The organism is Variovorax sp. OAS795, assembly GCF_040546685.1.
GTDB lineage: Bacteria > Pseudomonadota > Gammaproteobacteria > Burkholderiales > Burkholderiaceae_C > Variovorax.
The window spans coordinates 2,817,830-2,832,279 of record NZ_JBEPOH010000001.1 but is presented as its reverse complement, the minus strand read 5'-3'; the positions used below and the strand labels follow the sequence as shown (position 1 = coordinate 2,832,279).

12 protein-coding genes are annotated in these 14,450 nt (G+C 65.3%); 3 read left to right on the top strand and 9 right to left on the bottom strand.

Going from position 1 to position 14,450, the window contains the following annotated elements; translation table 11 throughout:
• Window positions 1–3: 3 nt before the first annotated feature.
• Genes ABID97_RS13585 through ABID97_RS13575 form a run of 3 tightly spaced genes read left to right on the top strand, consistent with a single transcriptional unit; the run spans window position 4 to window position 3,827 of the window.
• Window positions 4–1,020 (top strand): NADH-quinone oxidoreductase subunit B family protein, encoded by a 1,017-nt coding sequence (locus ABID97_RS13585; protein ID WP_354398989.1) that lies wholly within the window; start codon window positions 4–6, stop codon window positions 1,018–1,020.
• A gap of 9 nt (window positions 1,021–1,029) precedes the next feature.
• The gene (locus ABID97_RS13580; protein WP_354398988.1) at window positions 1,030–2,487 is read left to right on the top strand and encodes a nickel-dependent hydrogenase large subunit; all 1,458 of its coding nucleotides are present in this window, start codon (window positions 1,030–1,032) and stop codon (window positions 2,485–2,487) included.
• Window positions 2,487–3,827 carry a PAS domain-containing sensor histidine kinase gene (locus tag ABID97_RS13575; protein WP_354398987.1) on the top strand — a complete coding sequence of 447 codons (1,341 nt, stop codon included), beginning with the start codon at window positions 2,487–2,489 and terminating at the stop codon, window positions 3,825–3,827. Before ABID97_RS13580 ends, ABID97_RS13575 begins: the two co-directional genes overlap by 1 nt.
• A 115-nt stretch (window positions 3,828–3,942) precedes the next feature.
• Here the strand turns inward: ABID97_RS13575 and ABID97_RS13570 are convergent, their stop codons facing one another.
• The 9 genes from ABID97_RS13570 to ABID97_RS13530 all read right to left on the bottom strand — a co-directional run bounded on the left by ABID97_RS13570 (window position 3,943) and on the right by ABID97_RS13530 (window position 14,428).
• Complete coding sequence (locus ABID97_RS13570) at window positions 3,943–4,656, bottom strand: IclR family transcriptional regulator (RefSeq protein ID WP_354398986.1); 714 nt, start codon at window positions 4,654–4,656, stop codon at window positions 3,943–3,945.
• 73 nt (window positions 4,657–4,729) lie between these two features.
• Window positions 4,730–5,446 carry an ABC transporter ATP-binding protein gene (locus ABID97_RS13565; RefSeq protein WP_354398985.1) on the bottom strand — a complete coding sequence of 239 codons (717 nt, stop codon included), beginning with the start codon at window positions 5,444–5,446 and terminating at the stop codon, window positions 4,730–4,732.
• A complete protein-coding gene (locus ABID97_RS13560; RefSeq protein ID WP_354398984.1) occupies window positions 5,443–6,204 on the bottom strand; it encodes an ABC transporter ATP-binding protein in 762 nt (253 codons plus the stop codon). Before ABID97_RS13560 ends, ABID97_RS13565 begins: the two co-directional genes overlap by 4 nt.
• Window positions 6,201–7,163, bottom strand: a complete 963-nt coding sequence (locus tag ABID97_RS13555) for a branched-chain amino acid ABC transporter permease (RefSeq protein WP_354398983.1) — start codon at window positions 7,161–7,163, stop codon at window positions 6,201–6,203. The genes ABID97_RS13560 and ABID97_RS13555 overlap by 4 nt, the downstream gene beginning before the upstream one ends.
• On the bottom strand, window positions 7,156–8,013 hold the full coding sequence (locus ABID97_RS13550; RefSeq protein ID WP_354398982.1) for a branched-chain amino acid ABC transporter permease: 858 nt from the start codon (window positions 8,011–8,013) through the stop codon (window positions 7,156–7,158). The genes ABID97_RS13555 and ABID97_RS13550 overlap by 8 nt, the downstream gene beginning before the upstream one ends.
• 7 nt (window positions 8,014–8,020) lie before the next feature.
• A complete protein-coding gene (locus ABID97_RS13545) occupies window positions 8,021–9,220 on the bottom strand; it encodes an ABC transporter substrate-binding protein (RefSeq protein WP_354398981.1) in 1,200 nt (399 codons plus the stop codon).
• A gap of 52 nt (window positions 9,221–9,272) precedes the next feature.
• Window positions 9,273–10,736, bottom strand: a complete 1,464-nt coding sequence (locus ABID97_RS13540) for an FAD-dependent oxidoreductase (RefSeq protein ID WP_354398980.1) — start codon at window positions 10,734–10,736, stop codon at window positions 9,273–9,275.
• Window positions 10,737–10,774: 38 nt separating this feature from the next.
• Entirely contained in the window at window positions 10,775–12,253 is a 1,479-nt protein-coding gene (locus ABID97_RS13535) for an aldehyde dehydrogenase (RefSeq protein ID WP_354398979.1), read from the bottom strand.
• Between the two features lie 804 nt (window positions 12,254–13,057).
• On the bottom strand, window positions 13,058–14,428 hold the full coding sequence (locus ABID97_RS13530; protein WP_354398978.1) for a DUF1329 domain-containing protein: 1,371 nt from the start codon (window positions 14,426–14,428) through the stop codon (window positions 13,058–13,060).
• Window positions 14,429–14,450: the final 22 nt, after the last annotated feature.

The following is a 14,450-nucleotide window of genomic DNA, read 5'->3' as shown; positions in this document are numbered from 1 at the left end:
CCGATGGACATCACGATGCCGAACTTCAACGTCCTGTGGCTGCAATCGGGCGGCTGCGGCGGCTGCAGCATGTCGCTTCTTTGCGCCGACACTGCGGACTTCCACGGCCAGCTGCGCGACGCCGGCATCAACCTGCTGTGGCATCCGTCGCTGTCGCTCGAAAGCGGCAGCGAGCTGATCGACCTGCTCGAGCGCGCCGCCGATGGCCGCCTGCGCGTCGATGCGCTGTGCATCGAAGGCTCGCTGCTGCGCGGCCCGAACAACACCGGCCGCTTCCATGTGCTCGCGGGCACCGGCATCCCGATGATCGACTGGGTCCGCCGGCTGGCTGCGACGGCGCGGCAGGTCGTGGCCATCGGCAGCTGCGCGGCCTGGGGCGGAATCACCGCGGGAGGGAGCAACCCGACCGATGCCTGCGGCCTCCAGTACGACGACGACCGTCCGGGCGGCCTGCTCGGCGCATCCTTCCGCAGCGGCAGCGGCCTGCCGGTCATCAACGTGGCTGGCTGCCCAACGCATCCCGGGTGGGTGATCGACAGTCTCATGGCGCTGGCCGCCGGGCAGTTCTCCGCGGCCGACCTGGACCCGCTGAACCGGCCGCGGTTCTATGCCGACCAGCTGGTGCACCACGGCTGCACCCGCAATGAATACTACGAGTTCAAGGCCAGCGCCGAGAAGCCGTCCGACCTGGGCTGCATGATGGAGCACATGGGCTGCAAGGGCACGCAGGTGCATGCCGACTGCAACACGCGGCTGTGGAACGGAGAGGGGTCTTGCACCCGCGGCGGTTACGCCTGCATCGCCTGTACCGAGCCGGGCTTCCAGGAGCCCGGACACCCGTTCCACGAGACGCCCAAGATCGCCGGCATTCCCATCGGCCTGCCGACGGACATGCCCAAGGCCTGGTTCGTCGCGCTGGCGTCGCTGTCGAAGTCGGCCACGCCCAAGCGCGTGAAGGCCAACGCGACGGCCGACCACCTCCAGGTGGCGCCCGCGGTGCGCAAGACCCGCCTGCGCTAGCCTGCCGCCATGACACGCCTGCTGGTCGGTCCTTTCAACCGCGTCGAGGGAGACCTGGAGGTCACGCTCGATATCGAGGATGGACGTGTGTCGTCCGCCCGCGTGAACTCGCCGATGTACCGGGGCTTCGAGCAGATCCTGCAGGGCAAGCGGCCGCACGATGCGCTGGTCTACGTGCCGCGCATCTGCGGCATCTGCTCGGTGTCGCAGTCGGTCGCCTCGGCGCGCGCGCTGGCCGACATGGGCGGCCTGTCCATCCCGCCCAACGGGCAGCACGTGACCAACGTGATCCTGGCCACCGAGAACATGGCCGACCACCTGACGCATTTCTACCTGTTCTTCATGCCCGACTTCACGCGGGCCGTGTACGCGGGACGGCCCTGGCATGCCGACGCCCAGCGCCGCTTCGACCCGGCCACGGGCGAGCAGGCGCGCCAGGCGATCGCGGCGCGGCAGCGCTGGTTCACGATGCTCGGCCTCCTGGCAGGCAAGTGGCCGCACACGCAGAGCATCGAACCCGGCGGTTCGACACGGGCGGTGGATAGCGCCGAGCGCACGCGGCTGCTGGCTCGCATGCGCGAGTTCAGGCGCTTTCTGGAGCAGCAGCTGTTTGCCGCGCCGCTGGAGCAGGTGCTCTCGCTCGCGAGCGCCGACGCGCTGTGGGACTGGGACGCCCGGGCGCCGCTTCGAGGGGATTTCAGGATGTTCCTGGCCATTGCGCGAGATGCCGGCCTGATGGGCCTGGGCAAGGGGCCGGGGCGCTACCTGAGCTACGGTGCCTACCCGCAACCCGGTGCCGCGTTCGTGTTCCCGCGCGGGGTCTGGCGCGCCGAGAGCAGCAGCCTCGGGCCTCTGGACGAGAGCGGCATCCGCGAGGACGCAACGCATGCATGGCTTGCGGACGACGGCGGTCCGCGTCATCCGCGCGACGGCCTGACGGTGCCCGCCGGCGACAAGCCGGGCGCCTACACCTGGAACAAGGCGCCCCGGCTCGCGGGCGAGGTGGTCGAAACCGGCGCAATCGCGCGGCAGCTCGCCGCCGGCCATCCCCTCGTGCGCGACATGGTGGAGCGCCACGGCGGCACCGTCTTCACACGCGTACTGGCACGCCTGCTGGAACTCGCCCGGGTGGTGCCGATGATGGAGCAATGGATGCTCGCACTGGAGCCCGGCGAGCCGTATTGCGCGAGCGGCGCGCTGCCCGACGAGGGCACCGGCATCGGGCTGAGCGAAGCGGCACGCGGCAGCCTGGGGCACTGGATCTCGGTGCGGCGCGGCCACATCGAGAACTACCAGATCGTTGCGCCGACCACCTGGAACTTCTCGCCGCGGGACGCCGCTGGCACTCCGGGTGCTCTTGAAAGCGCGCTCGAAGGCGCGCCGGTGCTCCAAGGCGAGACGACGCCCGTCTCGGTCCAGCACATCGTCCGATCCTTCGATCCGTGCATGGTCTGCACCGTCCACTGATGCCGCCGCGCCGCACCGAACGCCCGAGGGCAGCGCCGCATGGCGTGGACGACGCCACCTGGCTCGACGTGATCCAGAAGATGGACGAGGTCTACTCTCAGCTGGTCCAGGACGAGGTCGAGCTCGAAAAGAAGAACGAGGAACTCGAGCAATCGCAGCGGTTCATCTTCAGCGTGCTGTCCGCCATGTCGGACGTGCTGCTGGTCTGCACCGAAAAGGGCGAGATCGAGGAGACGAACGCGGCCTTGTGCGAACTGGTCGGCCGCAGCGACGCCGACCTGCGCGGCACCTCCCTCCTCGCCCTGCTGGCGGATGAAGGCAGCATCGCGCGGGCGCATGCGGTGCTCATGAACGCCAGCCCCACCCGGCGCGGCGAGACGATCGAACTGAACCTCCTGGCCGCCGATGGAAGCAGCGTGCCGGTCGACGCCAACTGCACCCCGCGCGCCACGCCTTCGGGCCGTCGAGTCGGCACGGTGTTCGTCGCGCGGCCCACGGCCGAACTGCGCCGCGCCTACCAGGAGCTGCGCTCGGCGCACGACGCGCTCAAGCAGACCCAGCAGCAGCTTCTGCATTCGGAAAAGATGGCGTCGCTGGGCCGGCTGGTGGCAGGCGTGGCGCACGAGCTCAACAACCCGATCAGCTTCGTGCTCGGCAACGTGCATGCGCTGAGCCGCTACAGCGACAAGCTGCGCACCTACATGGCGGCCGTTCACGAAGGCAAGGACACCCAGACCTTGCTCGCGCTGCGCACCCGGCTGCGCATCGAGCATCTGCTGGACGACCTGCCATCGCTCATCGAGGGCACGCTGGAGGGTGCGCAGCGCACCGCGGCCATCGTGAACGGATTGAAGCGTTTCTCGGCCATGGACCCGGAAGAACGGAAGCGGGTGGATCTCAACGACGTGGCCGAACGTGCCATTCTCTGGGTGTCCAAAGGCACGTCGCAGCCGCTGCAGGTCGATTGGCAGCCGGCTTCGCCATGCATGGTCGAAGGCAGCCTCGGGCAATTGCAGCAGGTCGTGATGAACCTGATCCAGAACGCCGTGGATGCGGCCAGCACGGCCCAGCCTCCGCGTGCGCCGCACCTGTGGATCCAGGCCTGCGCCCGCGCCACGAACAACCTGCTGTCCGTGCGCGACAACGGACCGGGCATCGCACCCGAGCTGCTCTCCCGGATCTTCGATCCGTTCTTCACCACGAAGCCGGTCGGCAAAGGCACCGGCCTCGGCCTGTCCATCAGCTACGGGATCATCGAGCAGCACGGCGGAACCTTGAGCGTTCGCAATCACCCGGAAGGCGGCGCGGAGTTCACGGTCGAGCTGCCTGCCGTGAAGTGAGGGCGCCGGGGGCTTTGTTCCAGCCGTGTGATGTGCCGGCTCACGACCGACTGCTGCACGCTAACGTAGCGCCCCGAGACCCCGCCGGCCTACGCGGACGCGCATCGCTGCACTGTTATGACGCGGTATCGAACCACTTGGCGTCGCCACCGAAAAGATCGGTCAGCTTGCGTGCGCCGGCGAAAAGCGCCTGCAACATCGGCGCCTGATCGACGTTCTCGAAACGATAGCGCGGACCCGAGATCGTGAGCGCGCCCACGAGCTGTCGATTCACGCTCAGCACCGGCACCGACAAGGCCGCGATCTCCGGGTCGTACTCGCCGAACGAGGCACAGGACATCTGGGCGCGGATACGGTCGTACTTCTTTCCGGTCTTTTTTTCACCAAAGGCCAAAAGCACCTGCGGAGCGGCGCCCTTGTCGATCGGGAGGCGATCGCCTTCGCGGATGGCATCGCGAATCATGCGGGCCGAGTCGACTCGATGAAGGCAGACCGCATGTTCGCCGTCCTGGATATAGAACGATGCGCACTCGTAGGTGGCCTCGACCACTTCGCGCAGGACCTCGGGGACGTGCTCCGAAGTGCGGCACTGCCGCTGGTAGATCGCGCCGAGCCGCAGCGGCGCGGCACCCAACTGAAAAGAGCCGTCGGCCAGGCGCTTGAGATAGCCCATGCGCTGCAAGGATTCGGCCAGCCGCAGGATCGTGCTCTTGTAGAGGCCCGTGCGCCGCGCAAGATCGGCGAGCGTCAACGCATAGTCCAGTTCGTTGAAAGCGTCGAGCAGGCTCAACGCGCGTTCCACCGCGCTCACCCCGGAATCATCAGCCATCGAATGCCATTCAGAAGAAGATCAATCGAGTTTAGCGCGACCCTCCTGGACACCACACGCACGTTGACCACCCTCAATGCGCGTCCACGTCCAGACCCAGGAAGCGTTCGAGCACCGAGGCTTCGGCATCGAGGTCTTCCGTGCGGCCCTCGTAGACGACGACACCCTCCTCGAGGATATAGTGTCGCCGGGCGAGCGTGCGGCAGACCGCAAAGCTCTGCTCCACCAGCACGATCGGGATGCCCGATGCGCCGACGCCGCGAATCAGCTCCGTGAGCTCGTCCACGATCACGGGTGCGAGGCCTTCCGTCGGTTCGTCGAGCAGCAGCAGCCTGGGCCCTTGCACCAGCGCCCGCGCGATGGCGAGCATCTGCTGCTCGCCGCCGGAAAGCGCACCGCCGAGGTTGCGGCGACGCTCACGCAGACGCGGAAACTCGTCATAGACGCGCTCCAGCGTCCATGGCGCGTGCTTTCTCTGGGCGATCTGCAGGTTCTCCTGCACCGACAGCAAGGTGAAGATGCCGCGATGTGCGGGCACCAGCGAGATGCCGCGGCGCGCGATGTCGTCGACCGCCATGCCCACGAGGTCGACGCCTTCGAAGCGCACCGAGCCGCCATGCGCGCGCAGCAACCCGACGACCGTGCGCATCGTCGTCGTCTTGCCCATGCCGTTGCGCCCGAGCACGCTCACGATCTCGCCCGCGTTCACGTGCATCGACACACCATGCAGCACATGGCTCTTGCCGTAGGACGCATTCACGTTCTCCAGCACCAAAACGGCCTCGCTCATGATTGGCTCCCCAAGTAGACCCGCCGCACCTGGGCGTTCTCGCGGATGGCTGCCGGGGCACCTTCCGCGATGACGTTGCCCTGGAACATGACGGTGATGCGATCGCTGATCCCCATGACCACGCGCATGTTGTGCTCGACCAGCAGCACCGCGTAGCGGGCCTTGAGCCGCTGCAACAGTTCGGTGATGCGAGGCACGTCCGCAAGGCCGAGGCCGGCCAGCGGCTCGTCCAGCAACAGCAGGCGCGGCCGGGCCGCAAGGCACATGCCGATCTCCACCACGCGCTGGACCCCGTGCGCGAGTGAAGCGACCGGCGTCGCGGCATGGCGGGTCAGCTCCAGTTCGCGCAAGACCTCCGTGGCGACGTCGAGCCTTTGCGTCTCGCGCGCCCAGTTGCTCCAGAACCTATAGGAGCGCGACGGGGCGGCGCCCATTGCCGCCATCTGCAGGTTGTGCAGCACGCTGCTTTCGCCGAACAGGCTTGTCACCTGGAAGCTTCGCGCCATGCCGAGCCGGGCTCGCCGATGCGCGCCGGAGCGCGTGATGTCTCTTCCCTCGAAGATCAAGCTGCCGCGGCTGGCCGGCAGGCGGCCGCTCACGATGTTGAAGAAGGATGTCTTGCCTGCGCCGTTCGGACCGATCAGCGAGTGCAGGCCGGTCGTGCCCAGTTCGATATCGACCTCGCCAACCGCGGTGAAGCGTCCGTAGTCGAGCCCAAGCCCGCGCGCACTGAGGAAGGGGTTGCCTGCTGTGGTCATGCGTGATCTCCTGCCGGCGCGCTGCGGCGGTCCCGCCAATGCGCCCAGGCACCGCCGAGTCCGCGGGGCGCGAACAGCACTACGGCAATCAACACAAAGCCGACGATCATCTGCCAGCGCGGCCACCACTGGGACAGCTGCTCGGCCATCAAGGTCATGGCGAGCGCGCCGAAGGCCGCGCCAAGAAGCGATCGGCGCCCGCCGAGGATTGCCATGATGAGAATGGTCTCGGACGTCATGAGGTCGATGTTGGACAGGGGCGCAGAGCGCAGCTGCAGCGCATAGAGCGCACCGGCCAGCGCGGTGATGCCCCCTGAAAGGCAGAAAGCCAGCAGCTTGAGCTTCTGGACGTCGTAGCCGGCGGTCTGCGCGCGCACCTCGTTCTCGCGCACCGCGTCGAGCGCGCGGCCGAAAGGCGAACGCACCACGAGACGCAAGAACGCAGTCGCAAGGACGAAAACCGCGGCGATCAACACGTACTGACCAGCGCCTTCGCCGACGATGCCCTCAAGGCCCGTGGCGGGGCGCGGAATGTCGAGCAATCCGTTCTCGCCGCCGGTGAGCTGCGGGAACGAAAGCGCGGCAAAGTAGGCGAGCTGCGCCATTGCGAGCGTGATCATCACGAAATAGATGCCTCGCTGGCGGATGCTCAGCATGCCGATGGCCAATGCCACGACCATCCCGGCCATGACGCACACGAGCAGCGCCGCCATACCCGCGCCCGGTGCCGCCTTCAGCACGATGCCGACGGCATAGGAGCCCACGCCGAAGAAGCTGCCCTGGGCGAAGCTCAGGAGGCCGGCGTAACCCAGCAACAGGTTGCAGGCGGCCGCCGCAATCGCAAACACCAGCACCACGCCGGCCGTGGCTGTCGAGCCCATCACCACCGGCATGGCCAACGCAAAGAACGCCAGAGCCAGGCAGAACAGCCCGGAAGAATGTTTGATCTTTTCAAGCACGGCCGAACAACCCCCTGGGCATGACGAGGAGGATGCCCGCCATGACGATGAAGATGGCCAGACGCGCGCCCTCGGGCCATATCGCGCTCATCATGCTTTGCGTGACGCCGATAATCAGACCGCCCACCAAAGGCCCGCTGAAGCTGCCGATGCCGCCGAGGACCACCACGACGAAAGCGATCACGATCGCCTCCGCGCCCATCGAGGGATCGGCACCCCGCAGCGGTGCGGCAAGGCCGCCCGCCAGACCCGCCAGTCCGGTTCCCAGCGCAAAGGTCAGGGCATAGACCGTGCTGACCCTGATGCCGAGAAGGTTGAGCATCTCGGACGATTCGTTGCCCGCGCGAACCCGAGCGCCGAACAGCGTGCGCTCGAAGAGAAACCACAGCCCAAGCCCCACCACTGCACAGACCCCGGAGATGAAGACGCGGTAGACCGGGACCGGATAGGCACCGAGCATGAACACGCCGGCGAGCATGTCGGGCATAGGCACCTGCCGCGACTCGGGCCCGAAGATCGTCACCACGCCCTCGGTCAGGATGAATGTCAGGCCGACGGTGATGAGGATCTGCGACTCGTGCGGCATGCGATAGGTGCGCCGCAGCAGCCAGCGCTCGGCCACCACGCCGATGACGGCCACAGCTGCGAACGAGGCGGCAAGCCCGAGCAGGAAGCTGCCGGTCTGTGCAGTCACGAACATCGCGGTGTAGGCCCCGATGAGGAACAGCGCACCATGCGCGAAGTTCACGAAGCCGAGCAGCCCGAAGATGATGCTCAGGCCTACGGACAGCAGGAAGTAGACCATGCCGACCCCGAGCCCATTGAGCGCCTGGAACAGGTAGATATTCATGGTTATCTCACGCCAGCTTGCAATCCGATTCGCCTTGGGGAACCAGCGCCCGCGACGAGGACAGGATGTCGGCGTAGTCGTCCGCGTCCTTCATCGTCGCTTTCTTCTTGCCGCGCACCAGCAGGTAGTTCTTGGACACCTGGTGGTCGAAGGGGCGGATCTGCTCGTCGCCGGTGAGGCCTTGGTAGCTGTGGCCTTCCAGCGCCTTCACGATCGCGGCAGGCTCGTCGCTGCCGGCCCGCTTGGCGGCGTCGAACATCAGCGTGGCGACCTGGTAGTCGGCGGCCGAGTAGAAACGCGGGTTCTCCTTGAACTCACCCTTGTAGAGGCGCACGAAGTCCTTGTTGGCCGGGGTGTCCAGCGTATGCCAGTACTGCAGTCCGAAGTACATGCCGTCGGTCACGTCGGCGCCGAGTGCCTGGAAGGTGTCGAGTCCCGAGAACCACACGACCACCACCGCCATGCGCTGCTTGAGGCCAAAGGTCGCGGCCTGGCGCAGCAGGTCGAGCGTGTTGGCGCCGAAGTTCAACACCACCAGCACGTCGGCGCCGGACCCCATGGCGTTGCCGAGGTAGCCCGAGAACTCCTTCTCGGCCAGCGAGTGGTAGCTGTTGCCCACGTGTTCCAGCTTCGTTTCCTGCATCACTGCCTTCGCGTTGCGCAGCAGCGCTTCGCCGAACACGTATTGGCCGGTGATGGTGTAGACCTTCTTCCACTTGGGGTTCTGCTGGATCAGGGGCCGCATCACCGTGTTGACTGCACCATAGGTTGGCAGGCCCCAGCGGAAGGTGGAGCGGTTGCAGTCCTTGCCGGTGACTTCGTCGGCACCGACATAGGTGATGTAGACGCCCTTGCTCTTGTCGATTTCCTTCATGATGGCCAGGGCCTCGTTCGACAGCGCGGCGCCGCCGAAGTGGCGCGCCTTGTCCTGGTCGATGGCCTGCTGCACCTTGCGTACCGCGATGGCGGGGTTGCCTTCGCTGTCGATCTTGCGGTACTCGATGGACCGGCCCAGCCCGTTGCCGAAGGCCGTGACAGCTGCGCGTACCCCAAGATCGCTGTACTTGCCGCTGGTGGCGAAGTTGCCCGAGAAGGCGTTGACGCTGTAGTAGCTGAAAGGCCTGGCCTGGGCAATGGCAAAGCGCGGAAGCATCAAAGAGCCGGTCGCGGCGCTGCCAGCGACGGTGAGGAAGGAACGACGGTCCATGGTTTGTCTCCGTTAAGCTTTTCTGTAAGGAATGTGCGTGCCGCTGCGCGGCTCAGGCCGGCTGCGTGGCCGCGGCATGCTGGCCCGCGCGGCGACCGAAGACCAACCCGCGCAGCACCGAGGTCGAGCCTGTGTAGACCTGGTGATAGATGCCCATGGTTTCGCCTGCGGCATACAGCCCCGCGATGACCCGGCCGTCCTGGTCGAGCACCTGCGCGTCGCTGTTGACCTTGAGGCCGCCGAAGGTGAAGCAGTTGGTGGAAATGATCGGGTAGGCCTGGAACGGACCCTTGTCGATCGGCCGCGACCAGTGGCTCTTGCGCACCGCCAGACCAGTGGTGGCGCGCTGGTCGACGTGCAGCGGATCGAAGTCGCCCTCGCCTTTCGGGCAGGCCGCATTGAACTCGTGCACGGTGCGCGCGAGGTTGTCCGCGGGCACGCCGATCTGGGCGGCCAGTGCCTCCAGCGTGGGAGCGCTGATGGAGGGCTGATCGGAACGGATGCTGGTTCGCCAGCGCGGGATGTCCTCGACCTTCGCATCGAAGATCACGTAGCTGATGCCGTCGGGTTGATCGGCAATGCAGCGCGAGATGTTGTCGTAGTGCGCGTCGACCGTGCCAGGGGCCTCATCTGTGAAACGGTGTCCGTGCTTGTCGACCAGAATGCCGTAGGGATAGATGAAGACCACCGCTTCGGCCATCTTCGAGCGTGGGTCCACCGGCTCTGCGTGGTACGAACCGTACTCGCCGGCGGGCGCCGCGCCGGCATCCAGCGCCATGCGAATGCCTTCGCCCTTGTTGTAATAGCCGCCGATGGCCACAGGGCGGATGTGCTTGCTGCGAAGGCCTACGTAACGGGTCATCATCTCGGGGTTGCCCTGGAAGCCGCCACTGGCGAGCAGCACCCTCTTGGCGCGCAGCACCTCGCGCACGCCTTCTGGGCGGATCGTGACGACGCCGTTCACTGCACCCTCCTCCCCACGCACCAGGTCGATCGCAGTGGTCCGATAGCGAATCTCGCCACCCAGCGCGAGTGCCTTCGCGCGCAAGGTTTCAATCAGCGCCAATCCTCCGCCCATGGCAGCGATGCGCGTGGTGTTCTGGGTCAACAGATAGATCGGCTGGGGGCCGAACTTCATTCCCAATCCTTTCAGCCATGCCAGCGTCGATGGCACCGACTGTGCAAAGGCCGAGATCACTTCCGGGTCGGGCAGCGAATGCGCCTTTGCGAATGCCGGCTGAAGCGCCGCCTCGTCCGTCAGTGCGACGAGCACGTTGGGATCGATGTTCCAGCCTGCGTTATGGGCGAAATGCTCTTCGAAGTCGTCCGAGACTTCCGAATCGTTCTTCATGCGCATGTAGGCTTCGGTCCAGCGCGAGTTGCCGCCGAAGTGCTCTTCCTCCGAGCGCTCGAGGTTGATGACCGTGAGGCCCGCTTCCAGGGCAGTGACCGCGGCCGAGAGGCCCGCGACGCCGCAGCCGACGATCAGCAGATCGGATTCCATCTTTGAATTCATGTTGTCTCCGGGGGTGGCGCGCAGGCGCCGGGTTGGGGTCAGCCGAGCACGAACGCGTTCGTGCGTGACGGTTGCGTGGTGATCCAGACGCTCTTGCTTTGCAGGTACTCCTTGATCGCGTCGACACCGCCCTCACGCCCGATGCCGCTGCGCTTGTAGCCTCCGAAGGGCGTGGTGAAACTGGTGGCGCGGTAGTTGTTGACCCACACCGTGCCGGCCTTCAACCGGTCCGACATATGGAACGCACGGTGCAGGCTCTGCGTCCATACGCCGGCCGCGAGACCGAACTGCGTGTCGTTGGCGATGCGCAGCGCGTCGGCCTCGTCGTCGAAAGGAATCACCGAAAGCACGGGCCCGAAGACTTCTTCCTGTGCAATGCGCATGTCGTTGGTGACGCCCGTGAAGATGGTGGGCGCCACGAACTGGCCTTGTCCATAGCCTTCGCCGGAGAGCGCATGGCCGCCGAGCACGCACTTGGCGCCGCCGTCCTTGGCGATCTCGATGTAGCCAAGGATCTTCTGGAACTGCGCCTTTGTAGCGATGGGCCCGACCTGCGTTTCCATCTTTGCCGGATCTCCCACGATGGCTTTGCTGGCGACATCGATGAGCATCGCAACGAAGCGGTCGTGAATGCCGCGCTGCACCAGCAGCCGCGAGCCGGCCATGCAGGTCTGCCCGGCCGCACCGAAGATGCCGGCCACCGCGCCCATCACGGCCTGGTCCAGGTCCGCGTCGTCGAACACGATATTGGCGGACTTGCCCCCGAGTTCGAGCGTGACTTTCTTGAAATCCTTCGCGGCAATCTCATTGATCTTCTGGCCGGCGGCGTCGCCGCCGGTGAAGGCCACCTTGGCCACCAGGGGGTGGCTCACGAGCGGCTCTCCGACTTCAGCGCCGAAGCCGGTGATCACGTTGAAGACGCCTGGCGGGAAACCCGCCAATTTGACCAAGGCAGCCAGTTCCAACAGCGAGCTCGACGTGTATTCCGAAGGCTTGATCACCATGGTGTTGCCCGCCGCAAGGGCCGGGGCGATCTTCCACACGGTCAGGGCAAGCGGAGAGTTCCAAGGAGTGATCGCCGCAACCACGCCCAGGGGTTCGTGCTTGACGTAGTTGAAGACGCCGGTCTTGTTGATCGGCACCACCGCGCCTTGGACCTTGTCTGCCAGGCCCGCGTAGTAGTGGAACCACTGCGCAACGTTCTGGACTTGCCCGCTGACCTCTGCGATGAGCTTGCCGTTGTCGCGCTGCTCGGTTTCTGCAAGAACGTTGATGTTCAGGCTCACCAGATCGGCAAGCTTGCGCAGCAAGGCGCCGCGCTGCGTGGCTGTCAGGTCGCGCCAAGCGGGTGCTTCAAGCGCGTCATGCGCAGCGCGCACCGCGAGTTCGACATCCGCCACCCCTCCCCTCGGGACCTCGGCCCAAGATTTTCCAGAGTAGGGCTCGGTCGATTCGAACCAGGCACCGGAGGCCGGGTTGATCCATTCGTTGTTGATGAACAGCTGGTATCGCTTCATGCCATGTCTCTCGTGTGTCGATGGCGCGAAGTCTAGGACAATTCTAAATTAACAGCAAGCATTCTTCCTGACAGAACGTTCAGACCGTAGCGGGTGCTGCTGGCCGCACCTTGGCGGCAACATTGATTGCGATGTATCGAGACGAATCCGGCCGGCAGCGGGAGCGGGTAATTCACCGCGCGAAGTGGCAGTAGTTCGATCCTTCGCGCGATCATGGGATGCCCGCGAGACAGCTGACGGCATGAACTGCCAGTCCTACCGAGCGGTCATGCTCGCGCGCGATCCAAGCCCTTGCCTGCAGACCGGGATGGGCAGCGTCCTTCCATTCCCACAGCGCGCTGTCATCAGTTTTGACCGGCGCACGCGAGCCGACCACCATGCTGTGTCGATGTCCTCCAAGTCAATCACGCGCAACGCCCGTCGATGAGTACATCGGGCCCATCGCCGATCGAACTGCGCATTCGCTGCAGATCGAATCAAGGCAGATCGAATCAAGGCAGATCGGCTTCGTGCAGCGCCGTGTTGAGTGCCAGCGCAACGCCGCCGGCGCTGTCCACCAGCGTCCCATCCAGATCGAAGGCGATCGCCTGGAACGTCATGGCGTTGGTCTCGCGAGGCACGACGGCGCGGCGGAGAACGAGGACGCTCCCCATGCTCGAAAGGAGGGTCTGGAGTCGTCAGCCACGTTCGCAATCACCCGGAAGGCGGCGCGGAGTTCACGGTCGAGCTGCCTGCGGTGAATTAAGGGCGCCGAGCCCTCGCCAGGCCAGTGACGCCGCTTCTGATGCGAGCTGTCGCTGGAACCTAACGCACGCTGTCCCCTGCCAAGGCGTCAGGAGAGAAATGTTTCTCCGGCAAGGGCTGGGGCAGGATGCGGTATTGCTCCTTGGAGGAATTCATCACTTCAGCGATGAAATAAGTTCCCGACAGCAGGTCATAGGTGCCCCAGGCGGTGCCTACGACCGCAGGAATATCGGGCATCACAACGGGAATGGAAAAAGGCATGCGCCAAAGTTGTCCGTTTGCGTCCCAGCGGTCGGCGAGAACCGGCCACCAGCTGTCCTCATCGATGTAGTAGCGGCTCTTCGTGGAAGTGTGGCGCTGGCCTGGCTTCAGCTCGGCCTCCACTACCCAGACGCGGTGCAGTTCCCAGCGGACATGCTCAGGCTGAAGATGGTGCGGACCCAGCACATCGGTGTCCTTCGTTGGCACGAGAAGCCGGTTCGAGTTGTATGGGATATACATCTCCTTCTTGCCCACCAACTTCCAATCGAAGCGATCCAGCCGGGTCGCAAAGGTCTCGATCTCATCGAATGTCACGATGCCCGCCGACGTGGGATGTGGCGTATCGCAACATGAGTTGGGCAGCTTGCGGACACGTCGCTGTCCCGTCAGGTAGACCCAGGTCGCGGTCTTGCTCTCATCGACGAGAAGGTGCCCGAGGATCGCTTCCCCAGCCCGCAGGGCCGGGGCCGAAGTGGCAACTCGCACCATCCAGTAGGCGCCATCGAAGTTCTCCGCCGAACCTTCGCGGTAGTAATAGGGTGCGACGTTATCGACATTCACCGTGTGCACCAGAACCGGACGGCCATCCGCAGTCACCTGGTAGCCACTGCTTTGCTGATTCCACGCCGCACCGCGCCAACGGACCTGGGTGTTCAACATCACTTCGGCCCCGGTCTTCGGAATCGGGAACGGGATGCCTCCATAAGCGCCCTTGGTTACCGGGCCGGCGGATGCTTCCTGGACAGTGGCACGTGTCGCATTCTGGAAGGTGTTGTCGTACACCCATTGCGGAGCCGCGGCAGTGCGGTGCGTGGGGTACACGTCCACCCGAAAAGTATCAGGATACTTTCGCAGCATGACCTTTGTGCCCTCCGTCAGCTTGTCGGCAAACTGATCCATGTTTTTGGCCGTGATTTGCAACGTCGCCTTCTCGGATGCAAAAGGATCAGTCCTGCGGCCGCCGTTGCGGAAATCCGGTGTCGCTGCCGTGAGGCCGCCGGTCCATGCCGGGATGGCGCCGTCGCGGTTGCCGGCTCGCTCGGCTCCCAAGGGAGTCAGCTCGCCTTTGAGCTTGGCAGCCTCGGCGGCGCTCACGCCGGCCTGGGCCGCCCCGACGAAGGAGAGCACGGCGAGAATGGCAGCGCTCCGTTTGATCGTGGTCAATGTCATGGAAATATCCTTGTGGAAGATG

What these genes read in the sequence shown, in the direction of transcription:
- ABID97_RS13545 (WP_354398981.1), bottom strand. Translation starts at nt 9,220, where the DNA reads ATGGACCGTCGTTCCTTCCTCACCGTCGCTGGCAGCGCCGCGACCGGC.
- ABID97_RS13575 (WP_354398987.1), top strand. Translation starts at nt 2,487, where the DNA reads ATGCCGCCGCGCCGCACCGAACGCCCGAGGGCAGCGCCGCATGGCGTG.
- ABID97_RS13565 (WP_354398985.1), bottom strand. Translation starts at nt 5,446, where the DNA reads ATGAGCGAGGCCGTTTTGGTGCTGGAGAACGTGAATGCGTCCTACGGC.
- ABID97_RS13585 (WP_354398989.1), top strand. Translation starts at nt 4, where the DNA reads ATGGACATCACGATGCCGAACTTCAACGTCCTGTGGCTGCAATCGGGC.
- ABID97_RS13530 (WP_354398978.1), bottom strand. Translation starts at nt 14,428, where the DNA reads ATGACATTGACCACGATCAAACGGAGCGCTGCCATTCTCGCCGTGCTC.
- ABID97_RS13560 (WP_354398984.1), bottom strand. Translation starts at nt 6,204, where the DNA reads ATGACCACAGCAGGCAACCCCTTCCTCAGTGCGCGCGGGCTTGGGCTC.
- ABID97_RS13535 (WP_354398979.1), bottom strand. Translation starts at nt 12,253, where the DNA reads ATGAAGCGATACCAGCTGTTCATCAACAACGAATGGATCAACCCGGCC.
- ABID97_RS13570 (WP_354398986.1), bottom strand. Translation starts at nt 4,656, where the DNA reads ATGGCTGATGATTCCGGGGTGAGCGCGGTGGAACGCGCGTTGAGCCTG.
- ABID97_RS13540 (WP_354398980.1), bottom strand. Translation starts at nt 10,736, where the DNA reads ATGAATTCAAAGATGGAATCCGATCTGCTGATCGTCGGCTGCGGCGTC.
- ABID97_RS13580 (WP_354398988.1), top strand. Translation starts at nt 1,030, where the DNA reads ATGACACGCCTGCTGGTCGGTCCTTTCAACCGCGTCGAGGGAGACCTG.
- ABID97_RS13550 (WP_354398982.1), bottom strand. Translation starts at nt 8,013, where the DNA reads ATGAATATCTACCTGTTCCAGGCGCTCAATGGGCTCGGGGTCGGCATG.